The organism is Lysinibacillus sp. BPa_S21 (genome assembly GCF_023337795.1).
GTDB lineage: Bacteria > Bacillota > Bacilli > Bacillales_A > Planococcaceae > Lysinibacillus.
Map to the genome: position 1 here is coordinate 1 of NZ_JALIRS010000019.1, position 19343 is coordinate 19343.

General features: G+C 37.7%; 21 protein-coding genes and 6 tRNA genes. 19 read left to right on the top strand and 8 right to left on the bottom strand.

Annotated elements, in window-relative coordinates:
* The 12 genes from MOK21_RS21950 to MOK21_RS22005 all read left to right on the top strand — a co-directional run bounded on the left by MOK21_RS21950 (nucleotide 1) and on the right by MOK21_RS22005 (nucleotide 5511).
* Nucleotides 1-76, top strand: a tRNA-His gene (locus MOK21_RS21950).
* Nucleotides 77-111: 35 nt separating this feature from the next.
* A tRNA-His gene (locus MOK21_RS21955) sits at nucleotides 112-187 on the top strand.
* Nucleotides 188-196: 9 nt separating this feature from the next.
* Nucleotides 197-271, top strand: a tRNA-Gln gene (locus tag MOK21_RS21960).
* Between the two features lie 6 nt (nucleotides 272-277).
* Nucleotides 278-349: transfer RNA gene (locus tag MOK21_RS21965), tRNA-Gly, on the top strand.
* Nucleotides 350-360: 11 nt separating this feature from the next.
* A tRNA-Cys gene (locus tag MOK21_RS21970) sits at nucleotides 361-434 on the top strand.
* 47 nt (nucleotides 435-481) lie between these two features.
* Nucleotides 482-562: transfer RNA gene (locus tag MOK21_RS21975), tRNA-Leu, on the top strand.
* A 485-nt stretch (nucleotides 563-1047) separates the two neighbouring features.
* Nucleotides 1048-1350 carry a hypothetical protein gene (locus MOK21_RS21980; protein WP_249076079.1) on the top strand — a complete coding sequence of 101 codons (303 nt, stop codon included), beginning with the start codon at nucleotides 1048-1050 and terminating at the stop codon, nucleotides 1348-1350.
* A 147-nt stretch (nucleotides 1351-1497) separates the two neighbouring features.
* On the top strand, nucleotides 1498-2418 hold the full coding sequence (locus MOK21_RS21985) for a DUF3885 domain-containing protein (protein WP_249076080.1): 921 nt from the start codon (nucleotides 1498-1500) through the stop codon (nucleotides 2416-2418).
* Nucleotides 2419-2617: 199 nt separating this feature from the next.
* On the top strand, nucleotides 2618-3178 hold the full coding sequence (thpR, locus tag MOK21_RS21990; protein ID WP_249076081.1) for an RNA 2',3'-cyclic phosphodiesterase: 561 nt from the start codon (nucleotides 2618-2620) through the stop codon (nucleotides 3176-3178).
* 142 nt (nucleotides 3179-3320) lie between these two features.
* Nucleotides 3321-4355, top strand: coding sequence for an ABC transporter permease (locus tag MOK21_RS21995; RefSeq protein ID WP_249076082.1), 1035 nt, complete (start codon nucleotides 3321-3323; stop codon nucleotides 4353-4355).
* Between the two features lies 1 nt (nucleotide 4356).
* Nucleotides 4357-5031 carry an ABC transporter ATP-binding protein gene (locus tag MOK21_RS22000; RefSeq protein ID WP_249076083.1) on the top strand — a complete coding sequence of 225 codons (675 nt, stop codon included), beginning with the start codon at nucleotides 4357-4359 and terminating at the stop codon, nucleotides 5029-5031.
* Nucleotides 5032-5226: 195 nt separating this feature from the next.
* A complete protein-coding gene (locus MOK21_RS22005; protein WP_249076084.1) occupies nucleotides 5227-5511 on the top strand; it encodes a hypothetical protein in 285 nt (94 codons plus the stop codon).
* 219 nt (nucleotides 5512-5730) lie between these two features.
* Here the strand turns inward: MOK21_RS22005 and MOK21_RS22010 are convergent, their stop codons facing one another.
* Genes MOK21_RS22010 through MOK21_RS22020 form a run of 3 tightly spaced genes read right to left on the bottom strand, consistent with a single transcriptional unit; the run spans nucleotide 5731 to nucleotide 7847 of the window.
* On the bottom strand, nucleotides 5731-6546 hold the full coding sequence (locus MOK21_RS22010; RefSeq protein ID WP_249076085.1) for an SDR family NAD(P)-dependent oxidoreductase: 816 nt from the start codon (nucleotides 6544-6546) through the stop codon (nucleotides 5731-5733).
* Nucleotides 6546-7250 carry an SGNH/GDSL hydrolase family protein gene (locus MOK21_RS22015; protein ID WP_249076086.1) on the bottom strand — a complete coding sequence of 235 codons (705 nt, stop codon included), beginning with the start codon at nucleotides 7248-7250 and terminating at the stop codon, nucleotides 6546-6548. The genes MOK21_RS22010 and MOK21_RS22015 overlap by 1 nt, the downstream gene beginning before the upstream one ends.
* Nucleotides 7251-7847 carry a TetR/AcrR family transcriptional regulator gene (locus MOK21_RS22020; RefSeq protein ID WP_249076087.1) on the bottom strand — a complete coding sequence of 199 codons (597 nt, stop codon included), beginning with the start codon at nucleotides 7845-7847 and terminating at the stop codon, nucleotides 7251-7253. It abuts the gene before it with no gap.
* A 205-nt stretch (nucleotides 7848-8052) separates the two neighbouring features.
* Between MOK21_RS22020 and MOK21_RS22025 the strand changes: the two genes are divergently transcribed.
* Both MOK21_RS22025 and MOK21_RS22030 read left to right on the top strand, forming a co-directional pair.
* A complete protein-coding gene (locus MOK21_RS22025) occupies nucleotides 8053-8403 on the top strand; it encodes a VOC family protein (protein WP_249076088.1) in 351 nt (116 codons plus the stop codon).
* Between the two features lie 104 nt (nucleotides 8404-8507).
* Nucleotides 8508-9599, top strand: a complete 1092-nt coding sequence (locus tag MOK21_RS22030) for an S-layer homology domain-containing protein (RefSeq protein WP_249076089.1) — start codon at nucleotides 8508-8510, stop codon at nucleotides 9597-9599.
* A gap of 50 nt (nucleotides 9600-9649) precedes the next feature.
* Here the strand turns inward: MOK21_RS22030 and MOK21_RS22035 are convergent, their stop codons facing one another.
* The gene (locus MOK21_RS22035; protein ID WP_249076090.1) at nucleotides 9650-10393 is read right to left on the bottom strand and encodes an arylamine N-acetyltransferase family protein; all 744 of its coding nucleotides are present in this window, start codon (nucleotides 10391-10393) and stop codon (nucleotides 9650-9652) included.
* Between the two features lie 196 nt (nucleotides 10394-10589).
* Between MOK21_RS22035 and nagB the strand changes: the two genes are divergently transcribed.
* The 3 genes from nagB (at nucleotide 10590) to MOK21_RS22050 (ending at nucleotide 12961) form a co-directional block, all read left to right on the top strand.
* Nucleotides 10590-11303 carry a glucosamine-6-phosphate deaminase gene (nagB, locus tag MOK21_RS22040; RefSeq protein WP_249076123.1) on the top strand — a complete coding sequence of 238 codons (714 nt, stop codon included), beginning with the start codon at nucleotides 10590-10592 and terminating at the stop codon, nucleotides 11301-11303.
* Between the two features lie 411 nt (nucleotides 11304-11714).
* Entirely contained in the window at nucleotides 11715-11906 is a 192-nt protein-coding gene (locus tag MOK21_RS22045; protein ID WP_249076091.1) for a hypothetical protein, read from the top strand.
* 152 nt (nucleotides 11907-12058) lie between these two features.
* Complete coding sequence (locus MOK21_RS22050) at nucleotides 12059-12961, top strand: S66 peptidase family protein (protein WP_249076092.1); 903 nt, start codon at nucleotides 12059-12061, stop codon at nucleotides 12959-12961.
* A gap of 47 nt (nucleotides 12962-13008) precedes the next feature.
* Here the strand turns inward: MOK21_RS22050 and MOK21_RS22055 are convergent, their stop codons facing one another.
* From MOK21_RS22055 to MOK21_RS22065, 3 genes are all read right to left on the bottom strand, one after another.
* Nucleotides 13009-14595, bottom strand: coding sequence for a catalase (locus MOK21_RS22055; RefSeq protein ID WP_249076093.1), 1587 nt, complete (start codon nucleotides 14593-14595; stop codon nucleotides 13009-13011).
* Nucleotides 14596-14940: 345 nt separating this feature from the next.
* Nucleotides 14941-15450 carry a hypothetical protein gene (locus MOK21_RS22060; protein ID WP_249076094.1) on the bottom strand — a complete coding sequence of 170 codons (510 nt, stop codon included), beginning with the start codon at nucleotides 15448-15450 and terminating at the stop codon, nucleotides 14941-14943.
* Between the two features lie 14 nt (nucleotides 15451-15464).
* Nucleotides 15465-16154 carry a B3/B4 domain-containing protein gene (locus tag MOK21_RS22065; protein WP_249076095.1) on the bottom strand — a complete coding sequence of 230 codons (690 nt, stop codon included), beginning with the start codon at nucleotides 16152-16154 and terminating at the stop codon, nucleotides 15465-15467.
* A 59-nt stretch (nucleotides 16155-16213) separates the two neighbouring features.
* Here MOK21_RS22065 and queG point away from each other — a divergent pair, with 59 nt between their 5' ends.
* Entirely contained in the window at nucleotides 16214-17344 is a 1131-nt protein-coding gene (queG, locus tag MOK21_RS22070; RefSeq protein ID WP_249076096.1) for a tRNA epoxyqueuosine(34) reductase QueG, read from the top strand.
* Between the two features lie 14 nt (nucleotides 17345-17358).
* Nucleotides 17359-17832 (top strand): tRNA (uridine(34)/cytosine(34)/5-carboxymethylaminomethyluridine(34)-2'-O)-methyltransferase TrmL, encoded by a 474-nt coding sequence (trmL, locus tag MOK21_RS22075; RefSeq protein ID WP_053485736.1) that lies wholly within the window; start codon nucleotides 17359-17361, stop codon nucleotides 17830-17832.
* A gap of 144 nt (nucleotides 17833-17976) precedes the next feature.
* Here the strand turns inward: trmL and MOK21_RS22080 are convergent, their stop codons facing one another.
* On the bottom strand, nucleotides 17977-18822 hold the full coding sequence (locus MOK21_RS22080) for a VOC family protein (protein ID WP_249076097.1): 846 nt from the start codon (nucleotides 18820-18822) through the stop codon (nucleotides 17977-17979).
* Nucleotides 18823-19343: the final 521 nt, after the last annotated feature.

Genomic DNA, 19343 nt, shown 5'->3' on the forward strand with positions numbered 1-19343 from the left:
GCGATTGTGGCGAAGTGGTTAACGCACCGGATTGTGGTTCCGGCATTCGTGGGTTCGATTCCCATCAGTCGCCCCATCTACATTAAAATTAATAAATACAATAATACAATGGCGATTGTGGCGAAGTGGTTAACGCACCGGATTGTGGTTCCGGCATTCGTGGGTTCGATTCCCATCAGTCGCCCCATTTTATAGTTGGGGTATAGCCAAGCGGTAAGGCAACGGATTTTGATTCCGTCATGCCTAGGTTCGAATCCTAGTACCCCAGCCATTTTTTGCGGAAGTAGTTCAGTGGTAGAACACCACCTTGCCAAGGTGGGGGTCGCGAGTTCGAACCTCGTCTTCCGCTTCAAATATTATGGCGGCATAGCCAAGTGGTAAGGCACAGGTCTGCAACACCTTTATCACCGGTTCAAATCCGGTTGCCGCCTCCATAATTTATTTCTTAATCGGATTTTCCGATTTTTTTTATCTCCATTGTGCCGGTGTGGCGGAATTGGCAGACGCGCACGACTCAAAATCGTGTTCCTTTGGAGTGTCGGTTCGACCCCGACCACCGGTATCTAAAACTAGCAATAGCATGCTACATATAAAGGCTTCACACTTAATTGTGTGGAGTCTTTTTTGTTTTCCTTTACACTACAAAATCAATTCAAATAGTGTGCAATGAGCAAAAGGAGAACAGTGCTGTCAGAAGAAGAATTAAAAATCGCTACAAAACTTCATATGTAACTACAGATGAAGGAGCTACAGCACTAACTGCCGATGAGATTGTCGAATAAATGATGGGTGACGAGAGATGCCCAAGAATTGTAAACTACTAACATCTCATATGTTGTCAATCACACTCTACACATTTGTGAATGCTGTGCGTAGCTTGAACTAGCTGACTAATCTTAAATTAAGCGTGCTTTTCAACGTATGAATGATAAAAGAACTGATTTCCAGTAGTGGATTCGTTCTTTTTCTTTGCATAAAGGATTAAAGATATTTTCGAAGAAATTATATAATGAAGCATTTTTAAAATAATTTTTGGGGAGGCGGACTATGACGGCAATTATTATAACCGTAATTATAATTTTAGGAATTGCATTCTTAATAGACAAAATATACGGGAAAATTGATATGGATAATTATTCACCTATTTGGGAGTATTTTTCTAAAGCCCTTCTCTATGGGTTTATTGCTAGTGTTACATTATTCTATGGAAAGGAATCGCTAAGAGATGTTAATCTACTAGAATGGGCCATCATTGCAGTTTCAGTAATAGAAGGAACAGGGAACTATATTAATTATGTAAAAGAATCAAAAAAGCGAAAAGAAGATAAAAGAAAGGCTAATCAAACTTAGCTACATATTGAAATAATTCTTCAACTAAATAAGGTCACTGATCAAAAAGAGATTGATGCTCTTTTAAAAGTAAGTTGGTATTTCGCTAAAGTAGAGAAGGGTCTGTATAAGGAGATTGATTTCAAGCATAAATAGAGGAGCTTAAAGATGGAACTATTTAATCAATTGAGAAAAAATCCAAAGTATTGGATTCGTTTTGAATTAGGACTTATCGAATTAAAAGGAGAGAAATATTTTAAAGAAATTTATAATCGTGTATTATCTATTTTTGACTTTCTTTTTCATAAGAATGATACCATTCAATTAATTGCTTCAATTCATACGCCTATTAAATATAGAGGAAATGAGTTAGTTAATATACAACGTTTTCTTAAAAATAAAAAATTAATATATGGATTAAATTGTAAAACAGTACTTTATGAGTATGATGAAGAAGATACTGAAATGAAAACAACTCAATACAGTTTAAAGCTAAAAAAGGAAGATATTCGTTTAGGTTATCTTTTTCAAGCGATAAGTAATACTGATTTTGGTAGCAGAAAACCAAGAATAGAAGGAAGTATCTATTTACTGAATTTAACAAATAGTACTTTGTTGCACATGTATGATGACCGTGGGTGTGATGTTTATAGCTTAGACAAAGAAAATCTATTGCCTTTATATCGTAAATATAGAAATTGGATTTTAGACTATAATCGTATTAAAATAGATCATATTTTTGAAGAAGGATTATTTAATTACTCTGAGACATCGATAGAAATGGAAAATAGACTACAAATCAATAGATCGAGGGTAAAGGAAACAGGAATTAATTTATATGAAGACAATACTTGTGAAATTACGCATCAGCTTGAAATACCAAAAAAAACTATAGAAGAATGTGTGAAAGAGATAGAACAAACAGGATTTATCATTGAAGTTGATCATAGATATAATGATTACAGTATTCTTGAAGCCATAAAAACTGAAGCTTTGGCACTTATTGATTACCAGACAGAACTTATGTCTTTGTATGCAAAGAAGTATAACGGAAAGTACAAAGGCTGGTCAGTGCAAAGAGCTTTTTAATTAAGTATAAATGTAGAGACTTAGCCGATCATCGCCACTAGTATCCTAAAATAATAAGATTTCAACAATTATGTTGGAGTCTTTTTTTGTTTGTCAAAAAGCAAAATGGGTTATTACTGCTTTAACGTGATTAAATTAAAGAAGGAAAAGACATAATTTCTGATAAGTAGCATTTACGATGAATAGAGAGGGTATGAGTATGAACAGACATTTTTTTATTGCAGTGCCACTTCCTTCAGACATTAAAGCTGCTCTTAAAGAGAGATGTGAAAAAATGAAGACAGATTTCCATTTTAAACGCTGGGTTCATCAGGAAGATTATCACATCACTTTGGCTTTTTTAGGTAATGCGGATGAAGAGCAATTACAGGCTGTAATGGATGAAACGAGGAAAAATCTTATGAATGTTTCACCATTCGAATTGAACATTTACGGGTTCAATACTTTTGGAAGAAAAGAATATCCAAGAATTTTATGGGTTGATTTGCTCGAATCGAAGCCATTAAATTTTGTGAGAGAAATAGTATACCGTGATTGTATGAAGGTTGGATTTGAATTAGATAAGAAGCCCTTTAAACCACATATAACGGTTGCAAGAAAATGGGATGAAGGATACGGGAAGTTTCCGTTCGAAGCATTGTTTGAAGAAAATTTTCAGCTTCCAAAGTTTCTAGTAGAAGAAGTGATTTTGTACGAATCAAAGTTAGAGGAAACGCCGAAGTATCATAAAAAAGCTGTCATTCGTTTAGATGGACAATAATCCTTCAATCAGCACATAAACCTAAAAAAGAAAAGGTTTATGTGCTTTTTTACTAAAAACTCGCATTTTTAATGATTAGTTCATCTTCCGTTCATTTAAGGATTTTATGCTAAGGATGTAAAAAGGAATGGAGGAGTTCACTATGAATCTTGCATGGAAAGAAATTAAGAAAAATAAAATAAGATTTTTAATATTAGGCTCAATTGTTTTTCTAGTTAGTTTATTAACTTTTATAATTTCTGGTTTGGCGAACGGGCTATCACAAGATAATGCTGCTTTAATTAAGGATTTACCGCAAGGGCAATTTTATATGAATGAAGATGCAGATCAAACTTATAATCTGTCAAAAATAGATAGCCGTACACAAAATGAAATATTGAACAAAGAAAAAGATGCAGTAGCTTTTTCGCTACAAATGGGCTTTTTAAATGATCCGGACAATAAGCAGCAAAGCGTTGCCTTTGTTACATCGACCGCTTCAGAGTTATTTGAAAAAGTGAAACATGAGGAAGTCATATTAGACAGCTCATTGAAAGACAAGGGAATTAAAGTAGGCGATACATTAACGAATAATCAATTTAGTGGCAAGTTTGTAGTAAAGGGATTTGTTGAGCAAAAAAAATATAGTCATGCGCCAGTCGCTTATATTAACGAAGAAGATTATAAAGAAATTTACCGTGTTGACGAAATGCAAATGATTTTCGTACCAGGTGGCGATTCTTCAGCACAATTTGCTGGATTACAATCATTTTCAAACAAAGCGTTTCTAAATACAATTCCAAGCTATAACGCAGAACAAATGTCATTAAATATGATTGTATGGTTTTTAGTAGTCATTAGTGGGATGCTGTTTGCTATCTTCTTCTATATGATGAACGTTCAAAAAATTGGTTTGTACGGAATTTTAAAAGCAATTGGTTTGAAAACAAGTAAGTTATTCAAAATGATATGGACACAAATGGCCATCATAACAGTCATTTCGCTTATTTTATCTGTAACCTTTAGCCAAGCATTTAATCTGCTAGCACCAAAAGGGATGCCTTTCACTTTAACAATTGTGACAACGACGCAATTATCGATAGTATTCTTAATCATTGGATTTATAGGGGCTACAATTTCAGGACTACAAATTAGAAAAATTGAACCATTACAAGCGATACAGCAAGGAGAGGCTTAATATGACTTTATTTAAAATCGATGAAGTTAGAAAAACGTTTAGGAATGGCGAGATAGAGGAAGAAATACTTAAAGGGATAGATCTATCCTTAAATGAAGGGGAAATAACAGCACTGGTTGGTGCATCTGGATCTGGTAAGAGTACACTTCTGACAATAGCTGCTGGGCTTCAGCCTGCGTCAGAAGGGCACGTTATATTTGAGGGGAAAAATATGTCCAGCATGAGTTCTGAGGAAGTTCGAAAAGTACGAGCAAGTGAATTTGGGTTTGTTTTTCAGTTCGCACACCTTGTACCTTTTCTTACAGTTGAGGAACAACTGCTGCTCATGCTAGATGTTTCTGAATCAAAATTAAAGAAGCAGGAACAAAAAATTGAAGTTGATCGCATCCTAAAATTAGTTGGAATGGACCATCGAAAAATGGCATATCCTCAATCATTGTCAGGCGGCGAGAAGCAACGTGTTGCGATTGCCCGGGCAATCATTCATAAACCGAAAGTTCTATTCGCAGATGAACCGACAGCAAGCTTAGATTCACAAAGATCAAAAGAAGTTATGTTACTAATTAGAGAGTTAACTAAAACGTTAAACATTACTACTTTAATGGTGACACATGATGAAGAAATGCTTGCTTATACAGATTGTATTATTAAAATGAGCGACGGTGTCATTTTATAAGACGCCATTTAGATTGAATCGTAAAAACCACAACCATAGTTACTGATGGTTGTGGTTTTTTATTGAAACAGGGTCATCCCATTTCCGCTCTGTTCGGGCGCAATGTATAGATATTTTTAATAAGCCTAGTGTTATGTTACCAAATCACTAAACTAATGAAGCATATTATAGAAGGAAAGAGGGAGGTGATTTGAAATGGCGTTTGTCATTGCTTTATTGATCGTATTAGTTGGTGTAATAGCGGGATTCCAATTAACCACCGAAGGAAGGTCTGAGAAAGGGAATTACATCGTTTGGGGTATCATTACAATGATAGCGTTTGCACCGTTCTTATCTTTTGTAATTGGCGTTATGTATGGAATAGTAGTTAAAAATAGTTGGGCAACATCGGCTATGATGTATTTATCTCCTTTAATTTTTATTATAGGGTTAATTATATTACTTTTAGGTATTTATAAAAATGATGGAGGGTATAAATAACGAGCTATTTGTCTCTAACAAGGGGTATTCAGGTTCAGTGTTTTAGTTATCTTAATATAAAGGTAAAAAACCGCAAGACTCCTTTTGTGATGAAGTGTCAATGAAAATGTAGCAGAGGAGACATATGCCATCGTGTCCACCATCCTATTTCTTGCCCTGATGCAGCTCGTGCCTTGCCGGCAGAAAAGCATAGCGGTTTTTTACCATTTGGAAGAATGTTTAGGTTAATCGAGCTTTTCGACTTACTTTACAGACCATTCTCATTAATGCCCTGTGCAACGAAGGGAAAATTGTAAAGATAACATCCATTGTTTTACGCATTGGCATAGGACAGATAATAGGCTTATTTTTGTGTACGCCTGCAATAGTGATTTTTGCTAGTTGCTGTGGAGACATCATTTTTTGCGTTTTCAATTGTTTGGACATCACTGATTTATCGATATTAATAGCGGTTGCTTTTTTAAAGATAGGTGTATCAACAAAAGTGGGACATAGAGCACTAACCTTGATGCCAAATTCCTCAGCCTCATAATGTAGTGATGTCGTTAAGCCCACAACAGCATGCTTCGTAGTAGAATATGCCGCAGACATAGGAGATGGCCCCAACCCTGCTGCTGAGGATGTATTGATGATATGTCCAAAACCTTGTTCCTTCATGATTTGATAGCCAACTTGAGTACCATATATAACGCCCCATAAATTAACATCCACAATGTTTTTCCATTCGTCCATTGGCATATCATAAATTTCACCATACATAGCTATACCAGCATTATTAAATAAGTAATCTAATCTTTGAAATTCCTCATATACATTGGAAATGACAAGTTCAACACTTTTGTAATCGGTTACATTTAATTCAATAAATCGAGCATTTGACGCGTCTTTATTTAATTCTGCCTCTAAAAGACGTCCATCACGTTCGTTGATATCTGCAATCATAACAAATACATTATGACCTACTAACTCTTTGCAGATAGCCTTCCCGATACCAGATACACCACCAGTAACAATCGCAACCTTTCTCATATTCATCACCCCTCGGAATGGACAGTAGCTTCCTGCAATTGAAGCTGTTCAATGACATCTGTGTATTTTTCCACGACAAGTTCTGCGCCTTTACTATTTAAATGAACGCCATCTAACGTTAAATGTAGCCCTCTCTTTTTGGACAATCGATCAATTCGCAAAGGATTTTTATAAAATAGTACATCTTGCATTACACGCATAACATTGGTGTTCATATAATCCGAACTATTAGCTTGTTCCAAGTGATGCTCAAATACCTCTTGCATATTTAAAAAACTAACATTTGCATATTTAGAAGAAATGGACTGAATAATGGAGGACAGCTCTTTTAATTCCTTATTTGAAGTGTTTTTTATTGTTTCTCCTATTAAAGCTGGTGTTACTAAAACTACATGTTTAGAGGTTGCTAAAATCATTTCTAAACAATTTACATAGTAATCTTTAAATTCTTGATGATCTTTTGTAACAGGCTGTGCCTGCACTTTTAAAAGTTTAGCATAGACATCGTTGACACCAATCCACAGAAAGCTGAGGTCATAGTTAGTAGCTAGCTTCGATTTCTCTAAACGACTGTGTAAGCTTTTTACTGTTTCACCTGGTTTACCGAGATTATCAAATTCGATATGTGGATGTCTTGTTGTTAGTAGTTTAAAAAATGAAACCCCTGGTCGACCTTCCGTTAAGCTGTCTCCTATACATGCAATTTTCAATTATATCCCACCTTTTTTTATTTCCTTCAAAAAAATAGTTATTGCTTGGTTAAAGAGTGGCTCAAGTGCTTTCAGCTCCTGCGTGTTTGTAAGCTGACATAACCCGCCTAGCCATGTGCCTAGTAGAACTGTCCATTCATCAATATTTCCATGAATAAATTCTCCTCTATCAATTCCTTCTTGAAGAATCGCGCGATAAGCACTCATTGGTACAATCGCTAAATTGTATAATTGTTGCACGGATTCTGGGCTCGATTTTGGATTGGAAGCTAGCTCTTGCCCCGATCTTAATAAAGGTGTTTGGTAATGATAGAGAACATGCATGGCCATGCCATATAATTTTTCTGTTGCCGTGGAGTAGGTACAGTCTTTTTGCAGCCACTTGTTGTGCCAATCTTGCATTGTTTGTTGCGATAAAAGAACAAAAAGCTTTTCTTTGTTTTCAAAATGATAATAAATATGTCCTTTGCTGTAGCCAGAAGCGGTTGAAATATCTCCTACTGATGTTTGATTATAGCCTTTTTGAGAAAACAAACTAACCGCATGTTCCATAATTTCAACTTTTGCTTGCTCGCTATCATAACGTCTTTTATTCATTTATTTACTCCTTCGATGATTTGAACGGTCGTTCTAATCTTATTATACAATATTTTACTATTTAATTAATGGTTAAATACCTAAGTCATTAAGTTTTCACAATTGTGTACAGATAATTGTTAAACCTAATGGAACGAAACTAATGGAGGAAATATCCTCAAATTGTTGAATTATAAATTATACAAAAATTAGGAGGGTGAATTACATGGGGAGAGTAATAGGGTTTGAATTAAATAGTCAGGAGCCTGAAAAAGCCGCTAAGTTTTATGCCGAGGTTTTTGGCTGGGAGGTAGCTGCGCCTAATTGGCAATATTGGGCTGTCACAACTCGGGATGATAGTAAAGCAGGGATTAACGGTGGTATTGCTAAGGGGCCACATGACTATCCTTTTGGAACACGTATTCAAATTGAAGTGGATTGTATCGATGAAGCTATTTCCAAAGCTAAACAAAATGGTGCTATCATAGTTCGTGACAAAATGGAGTTCGATGAGTTTTATCTTGCCTATATGGTAGATCCAACGGGGCTTGGTTTCGGATTAATTCAAAACAAATAATCTATTTAATAAGTCTCTGCAAACAATTGCGGAGGCTTTTTTTGTAATTAGATTGGAAATAATATCTAAAAAGTATATGATAAATGAGAAAGAGGGGGAAAGACATGAAACAAATGATGAAAATGGTGTGTGCGCTATTAATAGCTGTTTGGTTAATACCGCTTGAAGGCGCATATGCAGCAAGCTTCAAAGATTTACCCAAGGATAATACATTGATAACGGAAATTGATTACTTAGTGGAAAAAAGAATTATTAATGGCTATCCGAATAACCTATTTAAACCGAATACATATGTAACGAGATCACAGGTAGCTGTTATGCTAACACGTGCATTAGGGTTACAGACAACGAATGTAAAAAATCCGAACTATAAGGATGTACCTTCTACACATCCTTATTATAAAGAAATTGCGGCAGTACAAAATGCTGGCATTTTCGATTCGGCACAGAAATTTAATCCGAGTGCAACTCTTTCAAGGGGGGACATGGCGATTGTACTCCAACGAGCATTTAAATTAAAGGGATCTGAACCTTATTATTTTTCTGATGTGACAGAGAAGACAAGGGGCTATAAGGAAATCTCTGCTATTGCCAATAATAATATAATAAGAGGCTATGATGATAGTTCATTTAAGCCTAATAAACCTTTAACGCGAGCTCATTTTTCAGCATTTTTAGCCCGTACATTAACGCTATCGAATGCGAATTTGTTAAAAGACACGGCGTTTGACTACACGTATAAGTATTATTCAATAAATGACAAAAAACAATATACATTAAAATATCAGTTTAGTCACAATGACGAAAAGAATGATGTGTGGAATGTAAAAGATTTGAAATCAAATAAGGTATTTAAAGATGAGCTGCTATTTAGCGACGGTGAGTTTTATGGCCAAGGATTTGCCGCTGAGTATAGTGGACATTACGATTTATATTTAAGATTACCTCTTAGGATTGGCGTGATTTTGCATGAGGATGAAGGAGGGGTAATTTCAGGAATCCGAAATACTGTAAAAGCAACAAATGGTACTGTTCAAGCAGGTGGTGTCAATTATCATAATGTTATTGTTTTGGAAGAAACGAACTATTACAGTGGTGGAGTATGGACATATTACTTTGTCGATGGTATCGGTTTAGTCAAAGAGCTTTATAATGATGTCGTTGTTTATGAGCTACTTGATCGTACAGCCGTTTAAATGTAAGCAAGTCTCCTATTAGTGAGGAGACTTGCTTTTGTTATGGAGAACTAGTCTAGTGAAATATGAAAAAAACGATGAAGTGCTTGTCGCCATTCCTTTTCACTATGAGTAGTATAAGTTGTTAAGGAGTACCCCTCGTATATTCGAAATTCGTTGTTAAGCATTGTATGTCGACCGCGAGGAGTACGAATCATAGCAATTTTATTTTCTTGTTTAGAAAGTCGTGGTGCAAACTTTGCATCATTAGCATCATCAAAAAAACTATAAAGTAAACGCCAATTATTCTTTGTTAGTTCGTACAGCATCCAGCCGTTCGCTTCATCTCGTTCAATTTTATAAAGTTCTTTACCTTCACGATGTTGATGCCCAGCTATAAGTGGAACTGGCTTACAAGGAGCTAGTGCGCCTACGCCAACATCTGAAATATATGATTGGCCATCGAAATTGACAAGCAATAGCTGATGCATAGGTACATCCTCAATAGGCGTATCTGCGTCATTGTTGCGCCAAAACTGAGCATAGCGATTGGTTACAGAAAAGCCAAGTTCGCGAAGTAGCCAGCTAAATAAAATATTTAGCTCAAAGCAATTGCCTCCGCGTTGTTGAATAATAATTTTTTGAAAAAGGTCAGGGATAGCGAAGGAGATGCCGTGTTTCAAGGCAACATCTAGGTTCTCATAAGGAATGCTATGTAGATGTCTTGTTTGGAGCTGACCAAGTAGCTTAATAGATGGCTCTAAAGATCCTTGAAATTGAATTAGCTTTAAATATTGCTGTATTTGTGAATTCATAAAATCGCCTCACTTCCTCTATTAAATAACATAACCGAAATGGCTTGAGAATACACGTGAATATTAAAAAGAAAATAATAGAAAAGTAGGTAAATAACTTGTAAAATGAAAATATTAGCTATTATAAAGAGAAATATTTCCTGTTATTATAGTTAATAATAATGATTGTAAGGTAGGTATACGAATGACAAGCGATATGAAATGGATAGAAGTAAATTCATACGATGAAATGAGCGAAGTAGCAGCGGATATTTTCACTAAACAATTACAAGCAAAACCAACAAGTATTTTAGGATTAGCAACGGGTGGTTCTCCCGTAGGCATGTATAAAGAATTAGTGAAACGTCAACAAGCTGGGAATATATCTTTTAACGACGTGATTACTTTTAACTTAGACGAATATGTAGGTCTTGAACAATCGAGTCCGGCTAGTTATTGGACATTTATGCATGAGAATCTATTCAATTATGTAGATATTAAAGAAGAAAATATACATTTACCAAATGGTAAGGCAGAGAATTTAGATGCAGAGTGTGTAGCTTATGATGCTCGAATCAAAGAAGCGGGCGGCATTGATCTTCAGCTACTAGGCATTGGCGTGAACGGACATATTGGCTTTAACGAACCAGGCACATCTTTCGATTCAAAAACTAATATTGTAGAGTTAACGGAATCTACACGCACAGAAAATGCAATTTATTTTGATGATTTTAAGGATGTACCGACACATGCTATTACAATGGGCATTCAATCTATCATGAATGCCAAGGAAATTGTGCTAATTGCATTCGGTGAAAAAAAACTGGAGGCTATCGAAAAATTAAAAAGTGGTATCATCACTGAAGATTTCCCGGCAAGCCAATTATTAAATCATCCAAATGTAACGATTATTTACGGCGGAACAAAATAGAAATTCAGCGTAGACTTTTTATTATTTGAAGTCTACGCTTTTTTATATTGAAATTAAGTGACGGATAGTAGAGCCAAGGTGACGGATGGAAGAGCTCAAGCGGTGGATAGAAATCAGAGCGACGGATGGAAGAGACAAAATCTTGGATAGAGCAATCGAAAGCGTGGAAAGAAAAGGCAAAGCGGAAAAAGGAGCCAAGGTGACGGATAGAATCATCAGAACAACGGAAAGAAGAGCCAAGGCGACGGATGGAAACTAGAGCGACGGAAAGAGGAGTTGAAGTGACGGATAGAACAGTCTAAGTCGTGGATAGAACCGTCAAAATCATGGATAGAAAAGGCAAAGCGGAAAGAAGAGGCAAAGCGACGGATAGAAAGGCGAGAGCGACGGAAAGAAGGGCCGAAGTGACGGATGGAAACTAGAGCGACGGAAAGAAGAGCCGAAGTGACGGATGGAAAGGCGAGAGCGATGGAAAGAAGAGGCAAAGCGACGGATGGAAAGGCGAGGGCGACGGATAGAATAGACAAAATCGTGGATAGAGCAATCAAAATCGTGGAAAGAAAAGGCGAAAAAAGAGCCAAGGTGACGGATGGAGCAGTCTAAGTCGTGGATAGAACCGTCAAAATCGTGGATAGCCCCGTCAAAGTTATGGATAGAACGTAAAAAGGGAGGAGCATTCACCCTGAGTTCAGATAATCAATGCTACAATATAATCTATATGCTAGAATAAGAAAAACTTTATAGGAGGGGTTAGAGTGAAAAGCACCGTACCACATTTACAAAAGGGCGATACAGTTGGTCTTGTGGCTTTATCCAGTCCAGCACAGCCCGAAAAGCTAGGAGATGCTATAGCCTTTCTTGAAGAGCTGGGGCTAAACTATATAATTGGGGATACCATTCAGGCAAAGCAGGATTACCTAGCAGGTAGTGATGAAGAGCGTTTGGCCGACTTTCATGAGATGGTGAGAAATCCAGAGGTGAAGGCTATTTTTTGTGTTAAGGGGGGCTATGGCTCTGCCCGAATTGCGGAGAAGATTGATTATGGACTACTTGAGGAAAATCCGAAAATCTTCTGGGGCTTCTCTGATCTTACATATTTACATTGCGCGATTAACGAATATGCTAATTTGGTGACTTTTCATGGACCGTTACTTATGTCTGTAAAAAGAATAGATGATTTATCAAAGAAAATGTTTTTACAGCTATTTTCACCGATGGAATTACAGTATACGGAGGATATTTCTCCATTAACAACGATTGCACCTGGTGTTGCTCGCGGTCAGATTATTGGTGGGAATTTACGTCGCCTTGTTAACACATTAGGGACAAAATTTGAAGTTCGTACGGAAGGGCGCATTTTATTGATTGAGGAGCTTGGAGAAACTATTCCAAGTATCGATGCGATGCTGCAGCAATTAAAACAGGCGAGAAAGCTTGAGCAATTGGCTGGTGTTATGATCGGTTCCTTTACGCAAACGGAAGCGGATGAAACAGCTCTATTTACTTTAATGAAGGATTATTTTGCGGATTTAGATGTTCCGGTTGTAGCTGGCTTTAGAATTGGTCATGATTCAACGAATATAGCCATTCCATTAGGCGTAGATGCTATATTAGATGCACAGGAAAAGACATTGAGGATTTTACCTGGTGTGCATTGAAAGAAGCGCTTAGCACTTTATATAGTGCTGAGCGCTTTCTTTTGGTTTTAATAAGGCTCTGTATCATGCCCTTTATTTGCTGCATCTTTAGGGGCTTCATCACCATCAATATTGCCAAGTGGCTTTGATGAAGACGAATTATTTTGAGCTTTTTGTAATCCTTCTTTTAACAAGCGACCATACTCCTCGTCTGCTTCCTCTGCTAATGCAATCATTGTTTCTTGAATGGCTTTATTACAGACAGCTAAATCACGAATTAAATTTTCAAGCAGTTCTTCACGCTCCCATTGCTCAAAATTGCGATATGTTTCGCCTGCTTGCTTCGTATTGCTTTGGCGGTCAATGGATTCACGAACGAGATTGCCTTCCACATGTGGTGTATGTTCCTTAGCCTTCTGAGTGGCCTCTTTTAAACCATTTAACATTGAAGGCTCATAGTTAATATGAGGATTTTGCCCCGGAGCTAAATCTCGCTTAAACAACATTTGACCACCATTTTGATTGGTAGCTACTCGCTTTTTAGGAGCATTAATAGGAAGTTGTAAATAGTTTGCACCTACACGATGACGCTGTGTGTCAGAGTAGGAGAAAGTGCGCCCCTGTAGCATTTTATCGTCTGAGAAATCCAATCCGTCCACAAGCACTCCTGTTCCAAATGTAGCCTGTTCAACCTCAGCAAAATAATCTTCTGGATTTTTATTTAACACCATCTTCCCAATTGGATACCACGGGAATTGATCATTAGGCCAAAGCTTCGTATCATCTAATGGATCAAAATCGAGCTCGGGATGTGGACCATCCTCCATAATTTGAACGTTAAGCTCCCACTCAGGGTAATCCTCATTTTCAATGGCATCGTATAAATCCTGTGTGGCATGATTGAAGTTTTTCTTTTGGATTTCTTCTGCTTCTTTTTGGGTTAAGTTTTTAATACCCTGTAAAGGTTCCCAATGATACTTTACAAGGACGGCTTTGCCTTCACTATTGACCCATTTATACGTGTTGACACCAGAGCCTTGCATCATTCGATAATTAGCGGGAATACCCCAAGGCGAATAAACGAATGTCACCATATGGAAGGATTCTGGTGAGCTTGCACAGAAATCAAAAAAGCGTTCAACGTCCTGAATATTTGTAATCGGATCAGGTTTAAAGGCATGAATCATATCAGGGAATTTCATAGCATCGCGGATAAAGAAGATTTTTAAATTATTGCCAACTAAATCCCAGTTACCATCCTCAGTATAGAATTTAACAGCAAAGCCTCGTGGATCACGTAATGTTTCTGGTGAATGGCCACCATGAATAACTGTTGAGAAGCGCACAAAAACAGGCGTCTGCTTCCCCTTATCCTGAAATACTTTTGCCCTTGTATACTTAGAAATAGGATCATCTCCGACAACACCGTATGTCTCAAAATAGCCATGTGCCCCTGCACCCCGCGCATGAACAACACGCTCAGGAACTCTTTCACGGTCAAAGTGACTTATTTTTTCTATAAAATCATAGTTTTCAAGGGTTGCGGGTCCTCGATTACTGACAGTTCGTATATTTTGATTGTTAGTAATTGGATGCCCTTGGCGATTTGTCAAAGTCATGTCATGCTCGTTTGTGGAATCGTGTTGGTTTGTCATTGTTTAACCCCCTTCTTTGGATATAGTCATTCTGTCCATGTTAGGAGAGAACTAGTCATGAAAAACTCTCTTCCACACTAGGTGGAAGAGAGTGAATGGTTGCTGTAATTTAGGGATTTTCGTATGCACTAAAAAGCTCTCCTACATACAAGATGTAAGAGAGCTATTGGATGGCGTTTTCAAATAATTGTCAAGTGTTTGAGTATGGCCATTGCTTATAGTTGGTTATTAGTCATGGGTCATACGATAACAGGTAACTTGTCATTGGTTTCGTGTAAGTTAGCTCCAAAAGCTAGTTTTGAAAACAGCACATCCAACTCGGTTTGGAGTCTCACCGCCCCGAGATTAGAAATAACGAGAATCATCGAAGTTAATTTCAATACTATAATTCTTTGCATTGATAAGATTCGATAATTTATGGGCATCTTTTTCTAGTGTAATCGCACGCTCACGGTACTCATCTGGCTCATACATCGCAATTTCATAAAGCATTGTATTTTCACCATAACCCATGCGTACACTCTCTTTTTCATGCATGCTAAACTCTTTGCACAGCTCGACATCTGCGCGGAGTTGTGTAGCGAGCTCAATTGCTTCAACTAATGCCAGTTTTTCACCTTTAAAGTCTACTGTGTTTTTTATATTGGCTTCATATACTAAACGATCTAATGTACGAACATCGAGACGTACTTGAGCTAATTCAGCTTCAATTACTTTCATTGCACGATTACTAGTTTTAGGCGCTTGTCCTTTTTCGACAGTTACAAAAGCGCTACGATGTAGTTCGCTAACAAGCTCTTGAACCTTTTTTGCTAAAATACTTTTTAGCTTAACGGCTTCTGCAAGATTAATCATTTAAAACACGTCCTTTACAATGTAGTAGATGGTACTGCGTTTGTTAATAGGGCTATTTTATAATCGCCGCCATGAACTTGGTTAAACATCTTACCAGCAGATGCAAGGAGCTCTTGTGCATTTTCGTCTGACAATGATGGGCGGAGGTAGAAAATATGTAGAGCCTCGATCGTTTCCTCTGAAACTGCCGTACGTAAAGAATCGACAAACGGTGACCCAAATGCCCCTTCAGCATCATAGCTGTAAAGGATATTCTTTAATGAATTAAAACGACCATTTAAGCCCTCATAGCCAGTATCCTCGTTGCCAAGTGCAATGTCTATATTGCCTTGTAGTTTAGCTACATCATATAAGCCAACTGGCATCTCATATTGAAGGGAGAAGAAATTATTTAAATCAACACCAGAGTGAAGGGGTGTTAAATAATTTTGTTTACTAATTCGGCGCATTAAGCTTTCTGCCGAATGACGATAGCGGTTCGGATCTGCGCCAAGCTTTTTCCAAAGTTGTCGCCACTCTGCGATACCCTCTCGTTGCGTTACAGGACTATCTTGCATCTCTAAAAAGAGGTTTTCCTGATACAATTGCATACGGCCTTTAATCATTTGAGGCGATTCTGCAACGACAATTTTGGTATAATGAATAATGCCGATTTTTAGCTCGGGATGTTGTGTCAATAGAGATTGATTAATTGAAATTTCCATAAAACATCACCTACTTTATCTATTTCTATTATTGTATCATGTAAGGAGTTGGAAATAAAATGAACATACATGACCTACAACGTGAATTTGTGGCGTATGCAATGTCCATTGGTGTAGACAAAATTGGCTTTACAACAGCAGCTCCATTTACAGAATTAAAAAATAGACTGCGCCGTCAGCAAGAACTTGGCTATCAGTCTGGCTTTGAAGAAAGCGATGTTGAAAAACGTACCGAACCACTACAATTGTTAGAAGGAGCAGAGAGCATAGTGGCAATCGCTGTAGCCTATCCGTCGCGCATGCAAAATGCACCTGTTGGCAAGAAGGGGGCAAGACGCGGAATTTTTTGCCGTGCTTCCTGGGGTGTCGATTATCATAAAGCATTACGTGAACGCTTGAAATTATTATCAGCCTGGCTCGAGGAGCGCATAGAAGGAGCGCGTATTGAATCAATGGTAGATACAGGTGCACTTGTTGATAGAGCAGTTGCAGAACGTGCAGGAATAGGCTGGAGCGGAAAAAACTGCTCGATTATTACGCCTGAGTTCGGTTCTTATGTATATTTAGGAGAGCTTATTACGAATATCCCTTTTGCACCTGATAAGCCGATGGAGGATGAATGCGGGGATTGCCGTTTATGTTTAGATGTTTGTCCAACAGGCGCGTTAATCGAGGGAGGACAACTAGACTCGCAACGTTGTATAGCCTTTTTAACGCAAACTAAAGGAATGCTACCTGATGAGTTTCGTACCCATATTGGTAATCGTTTGTATGGCTGTGATACATGCCAGACCGTATGTCCAAAGAATAAAGGCAAGATTAACTGGATACATGAGGAATTTAAGCCTGATCCAGAGCTTGCAAAGCCATTACTTGTACCACTTTTAACGATTTCAAATCGTGAATTCAAAGAAAAGTTTGGACATGTTTCTGGTTCATGGCGGGGGAAAAAGCCAATTCAACGCAATGCTATTTTGGCACTTGCACATTTTAATGAAGAAGCTGCGGTACCAGATTTAGTCGCACTTCTAGAAAAGGATGAACGACCTGTAATTCGAGGAACAGCCGCATGGGCTTTAGGTAAGATAGGCGGGGAGCAGGCCCAATCTGCATTACGTGAGGCAAATGCAAAAGAGCAAGACGAGGAAGTACTCGTTGAGATTAATAAAGGTTTACAATTTTTTAGTTAAGGAAGTGTACCGTTATGCCATTGCATATCGTTTTATATCAACCAGAAATTCCAGCAAATACAGGAAATATTGCACGCACATGTGCTGGTACAAATACATCACTACATTTAATTCGTCCTCTTGGCTTTTCCACAGACGATAAAATGCTAAAACGTGCAGGCTTAGATTATTGGCATAGTGTGAATGTCGTGTATCACGATTCGTTAGAGGATTTTTTAGAGGCATCCAAAAATGGTGACGTGTATTTAATTGAGACATATAGTGAAGAGCCATTTACGACACATGATTTTAGTGATAAAGATCGTGATATTTACTTTATGTTTGGTAAGGAAACGACTGGCCTGCCAAAGGATTTTGCATATGAGCGACGAGATATGTGTTTACGAATTCCACAGAGTGAGCATGTTCGTTCACTCAATTTATCGAATACAGCAGCCATTGTTATTTATGAAGCGTTGCGTCAACAAGGCTATCCAGGATTACATTAAAAAAGCAGTTCTCCCGTAGAGGAGAGCTGCTTTTGCTTTTTCGTCAGGCGTGAAGGAATTCTGCAAGCGCCGGAAAGAATCTCGCGAAACCCATCAAGTGCCGGATACAATCCTCAAACTGACGGATAGTACGTCACATCACGCTTAAAATTTCAATAACACAACGATACCAGATGGGTCCTCTGTTTGGAATCCTCCATCTATTTCAGTAACAGGTGCACCAATTGCACGTAGATTTTCTTTCATTTTTGCTGCTTGCTCTTCATTATCTAGACGCAATGAAAATGTTTTTAAGCCAACCTGATGTTCACCAAGCTTTGGTGCGTTTTCAGAGTGCCAGGTGTTTAAACCGATATGATGATGATAGCGGCCAGTTGAGATGAATAAAGCTTGTGTGCCATAGCGAGTGACAATGTCAAATCCTAACCCTTTTGTATAAAACTCCTCTGCGGCAGCTAAATTAGAAACAGATAGATGAATATGTCCCATAACCGTATTAGCTGGTAGGCCATTCCATTTACCATCGCCTTCCTCTAATATAGAACGGATTTTAAGAGGTTCAGTCACCATATGCACTTGGTCGAAATGCCAAGTCCATTCATTTTCAGGGCGATCCGCATAAACCTCTATACCATTATTATCAGGATCATTTAAATAAAGTGCTTCACTTACATCATGGTCAGATGCTCCGAAGTACACGCCACTGTTATGGAAATGAGTAATAATATTTGCTAAATCACGACGAGTAGGTAATAAAATTGCAAAGTGATAAAGTCCAGTAGTTAAGCTCGTTTTTTCTTCTACTGTTTCAGGTTGGATGATAGTCAGTAAAGCTGTTTTGCCATCAGCTGTTAGAGTGACTCTATGTGATTCCTGCTGTAAAACTTTAAAGCCAATTACCTCCTGATAATAAGTTAATGAACGTTGTAAATCACTCACTTTAATTTCAACATTTGTGACATATGTGTTAGGTTTTTCATGAAAATGCATCGTAATTACCTCCGAATTTAAGTTATCATTAATTATCAACTTACTTTATGTAAGTAAGTTTATTTTATAAAGTACAGTTTGTCAAGTAAATATATTGTTCCAAAAAATAAGAGAAGTAACCGAAGCGGATAATCGGACGCCCCAGAAAAGCACTCAGTTGTAACGGAAATCAATCCCACTTTATAATGATGAGCTGGAATTTCCAATAAATTTTGGTCTATCATTGAAATATGGGACGACATTTTGTTAAAACATTTGTCATGCAAATATGTTGATTGAAGTGGAGGATGGGTGACTCCTTGGGGATCAGCGTCACAGATGAGACCCTGGAGCGAGCAGCGCGAGTGAAGCGGCTCATCGGACGCCCCCAGGAAGCTTTGCTCTGTGCGAAAGCGTAGCGGCAGCAACAAAGCGCCCAACTGTAACGGAAATCAACAACTCGCTTTGCAAAAGATCCAACTTTGCCGTACAAGTTTTACTACAAAAAAATCACTAAGCATCTATTTATGCTTAGTGATTTT